At 69.0% G+C, this 3256-nt stretch carries 3 protein-coding genes and 1 pseudogene; 3 read left to right on the top strand and 1 reads right to left on the bottom strand.

Annotation, left to right across the window (positions count from 1 at the left end; translation table 11 throughout):
* Positions 1 to 117: 117 nt before the first annotated feature.
* A complete protein-coding gene (locus ABZ281_RS43480) occupies positions 118 to 531 on the bottom strand; it encodes a VOC family protein (protein WP_356663689.1) in 414 nt (137 codons plus the stop codon).
* A gap of 221 nt (positions 532 to 752) precedes the next feature.
* Between ABZ281_RS43480 and ABZ281_RS43485 the strand changes: the two genes are divergently transcribed.
* From ABZ281_RS43485 to ABZ281_RS43495, 3 genes and pseudogenes are all read left to right on the top strand, one after another.
* On the top strand, positions 753 to 2351 hold the full coding sequence (locus tag ABZ281_RS43485; RefSeq protein WP_356663691.1) for an ABC-F family ATP-binding cassette domain-containing protein: 1599 nt from the start codon (positions 753 to 755) through the stop codon (positions 2349 to 2351).
* Positions 2352 to 2707: 356 nt separating this feature from the next.
* Positions 2708 to 2926, top strand: a complete 219-nt coding sequence (locus ABZ281_RS43490) for a helix-turn-helix domain-containing protein (protein WP_010037790.1) — start codon at positions 2708 to 2710, stop codon at positions 2924 to 2926.
* A gap of 151 nt (positions 2927 to 3077) precedes the next feature.
* Positions 3078 to 3167, top strand: a pseudogene (locus tag ABZ281_RS43495) (enoyl-CoA hydratase/isomerase family protein); the annotation flags it as partial.
* Positions 3168 to 3256: the final 89 nt, after the last annotated feature.

Consider the following 3256-nt stretch of genomic DNA (forward strand, 5'->3'; position numbering starts at 1 on the left):
GAGTGGGGGTGCCCCCTGCTCGAGCGGAGTCGAGCGCTTGGGGGAGCGTGCCGGGCGTCGTGACGGGGCGAACGTTGCCTGTCGCGGCACTAGGGCCGCGGCCCGCCCCGCGGGACGTCAGCCCGCCGTCTCGGGCGCGTACGTCCCGAAGCTCCACACATTGCCCTCGAGGTCCCGGGCCATGTAGTCCCGCGAGCCGTAGTCCTGGTCCGTCGGGGGCATCAGCACCTCCACGCCGTGGTCGACGGCGTGGCGGTGGTGCCCGTCCACGTCGTCCACCACCACGTACACCCCCGTGGTGCCCGCGTCCTTCATGGCCGCGTCGAACAGGCCGCCCCGGCCCTTGGTGCCGACCATCACCGCGCCGTTGCCCTGCGCCAGCTCGGCGTGCATCACCGAGCCGTCCTCGCCCTCGTACACCGACAGCTCCGTGAAGCCGAAGGCCTCCGTGAGCTGCCGGATCGCGGCTTTCGCGTCCGCGTACAGCAGCGTCGGGTAGATGCTCGGACGCCCACCGGACATGCCTGCCATGGCGATCACTTCCTCCGGTCTCGCGGGGCTGTCCCCTCAGTGTTCCATCGGCCACCGACAACGGCCCTTCGCCCGGCCGCCGGTGATCGAACACCCGCACACAGAAAAAGTGGTTGCACGTCCCCGTTAGACTGTCCCCATGGCCATTCTCCTCGCGCATTAGACGGCGGGAACGTCCTCAGCCGTCCATCCCGCCCCCGTATCCGCCCTGGAGTCTGTCCGTGATCTCCGCCTCCGGTATCGAGCTGCGCGCCGGTGCCCGCGTCCTCATCGAAAACGCCTCGTTCCGCATCGCCAAGGGCGACCGCATCGGCCTCGTCGGCCGCAACGGCGCGGGGAAGACCACCCTCACCAAATGCCTGGCGGGCGAGGGAATGCCCGCCGGCGGCGCCATCACACGCTCCGGCGAGGTCGGCTACCTCCCGCAGGACCCCCGCACCGGCGACCTCGACATCCTCGCCCGCGACCGCATCCTGTCCGCGCGCGGCCTGGACGTACTGATCCGCAAGATGCGCGACAACGAACAGCGCATCGCCAACGGCACGGGCTCCACCCGCGAGAAGGCGCTCAAGCAGTACGAGCGCCAGGAGACGGAGTTCCTCACCAAGGGCGGGTACGCCGCCGAGGCCGAGGCCGCCACCATCGCCGCCGCGCTCAACCTGCCCGACCGGGTGCTCGGCCAGCCGCTGCACACCCTCTCCGGCGGTCAGCGCCGCCGTATCGAGCTGGCCCGGATCCTCTTCTCCGACGCGGACACCCTGCTGCTCGACGAGCCCACGAACCACCTGGACGCCGACTCGATCGTCTGGCTGCGCGACTACCTCAAGACCTACCGCGGCGGCTTCATCGTGATCTCCCACGACGTCGACCTGGTCGAGACGGTCGTCAACAAGGTGTTCTACCTGGACGCCAACCGCGCCCAGATCGACATCTACAACATGGGCTGGAGGCTCTACCAGCAGCAGCGCGAGGCCGACGAGAAGCGCCGCAAGCGCGAGCGGCAGAACGCCGAGAAGAAGGCCTCCGCGCTGCACTCGCAGGCCGACAAGATGCGGGCCAAGGCCACCAAGACCGTCGCCGCGCAGAACATGGCCCGCCGGGCGGACAAGCTGCTGGCCGGCCTGGAGGCCGAGCGGAAGTCCGACAAGGTCGCCAAGCTGCGCTTCCCCGAGCCCTCCCCGTGCGGCAAGACCCCGCTCATGGCCGAGGGACTGTCCAAGTCCTACGGATCGCTGGAGATCTTCACCGACGTCGACCTGGCCATCGACAAGGGCTCGCGCGTCGTCATCCTCGGCCTCAACGGCGCGGGCAAGACGACCCTGCTGCGCCTGCTCGGCGGGGCCGAGAAGCCCGACACGGGCGAGGTCATCGAGGGCCACGGCCTCAAGCTCGGCTACTACGCGCAGGAGCACGAGACCCTCGACCCGGACCGCACGGTCCTGGAGAACATGCGCTCGGCCGCCCCCGACCTGGACCTGGTGGACGTCCGCAAGACGCTCGGCTCGTTCCTGTTCTCCGGCGACGACGTCGACAAGCCCGCCGGCGTCCTCTCCGGCGGCGAGAAGACCCGCCTCGCCCTCGCCACCCTCGTGGTGTCCTCGGCGAACGTGCTGCTCCTCGACGAGCCGACCAACAACCTCGACCCCGCCAGCCGCGAGGAGATCCTCGGCGCGCTGCGCACCTACAAGGGCGCGGTCGTCCTCGTCACGCACGACGAGGGCGCGGTCGAGGCGCTCCAGCCGGAGCGGATCATCCTGCTGCCCGACGGCGTCGAGGACCTGTGGGGCGCCGACTACGCGGATCTCGTCGCCCTCGCTTGATCGCCCGTCGCCTTCGCTTGATCGAATGCGTGATCAACGGCGTATGGATCATTCGGCCTAGCGGTGATCCATCATCTGTGTGAGATCTCCTCGTACCGAGGTGTGTCCTACATCGATTTCGCGGCCGAGCCCCCGATTCTTCCGGGCTCGGCGGCGCCGCCTTTCTGACCTGGCCTTTTCCTCCACCATCCGTTCGGCCGTGCGGACACCACTCTTCGGAATTCCACATTCCGCATGTGGGGGCGCGCTCCCGTCGTCACAACCTTGTCTCACGGACCTTGCCGAATGGGTGGCCATGAGGGCCCGGAGGGGTGATCATGAGGAGACCAGAGCGCACTTCCCATGAGGAGGCACGGGTGGCCGAGACTCTGAAGAAGGGCAGCCGGGTGACCGGCGCCGCGCGCGACAAGCTCGCGGCAGACCTGAAGAAGAAGTACGACGCCGGTGCGAGCATCCGGGCGTTGGCCGAGGAGACCGGCCGCTCGTATGGCTTTGTGCACCGCATGCTCAGTGAGTCGGGCGTCACGCTGCGAGGGCGTGGCGGGGCGACCCGGGGCAAAAAGGCCACGGCCTGACCCCGGGTGGCCCCTCGGCTTCGATGGTGGCCACCCGGTCGGTCGTCTGATCGGCCGGGTGGTTACTGTGCAGTCACTTGAGCGTGGCCTGCCCCGGCGGTGAAGCCGTCGCGGTAGCACGCAAGACGACCGCACACATCGGAGGCGTCCCATGGCTTCGTCCGACCAGGACCTCGTTCCCGTACTCGACAAGGACGGCGTACGGCTCACCGTCGACGACGCGATCGCCACGGTGACGCTGGCCCGACGGAAATGGAACCAGTCGCGTTCGGCGGGGCCGCGCATCGCCGCTCCCCAGTCCGCGAACAGCAGCTGGCCCTCGTACAGGAG

This window comes from Streptomyces sp. NPDC006265 (genome assembly GCF_040613555.1).
Classification (GTDB): Bacteria; Actinomycetota; Actinomycetes; order Streptomycetales; family Streptomycetaceae; genus Streptomyces.

What these genes read in the sequence shown, in the direction of transcription:
- ABZ281_RS43480 (WP_356663689.1), bottom strand. Translation starts at nt 531, where the DNA reads ATGGCAGGCATGTCCGGTGGGCGTCCGAGCATCTACCCGACGCTGCTG.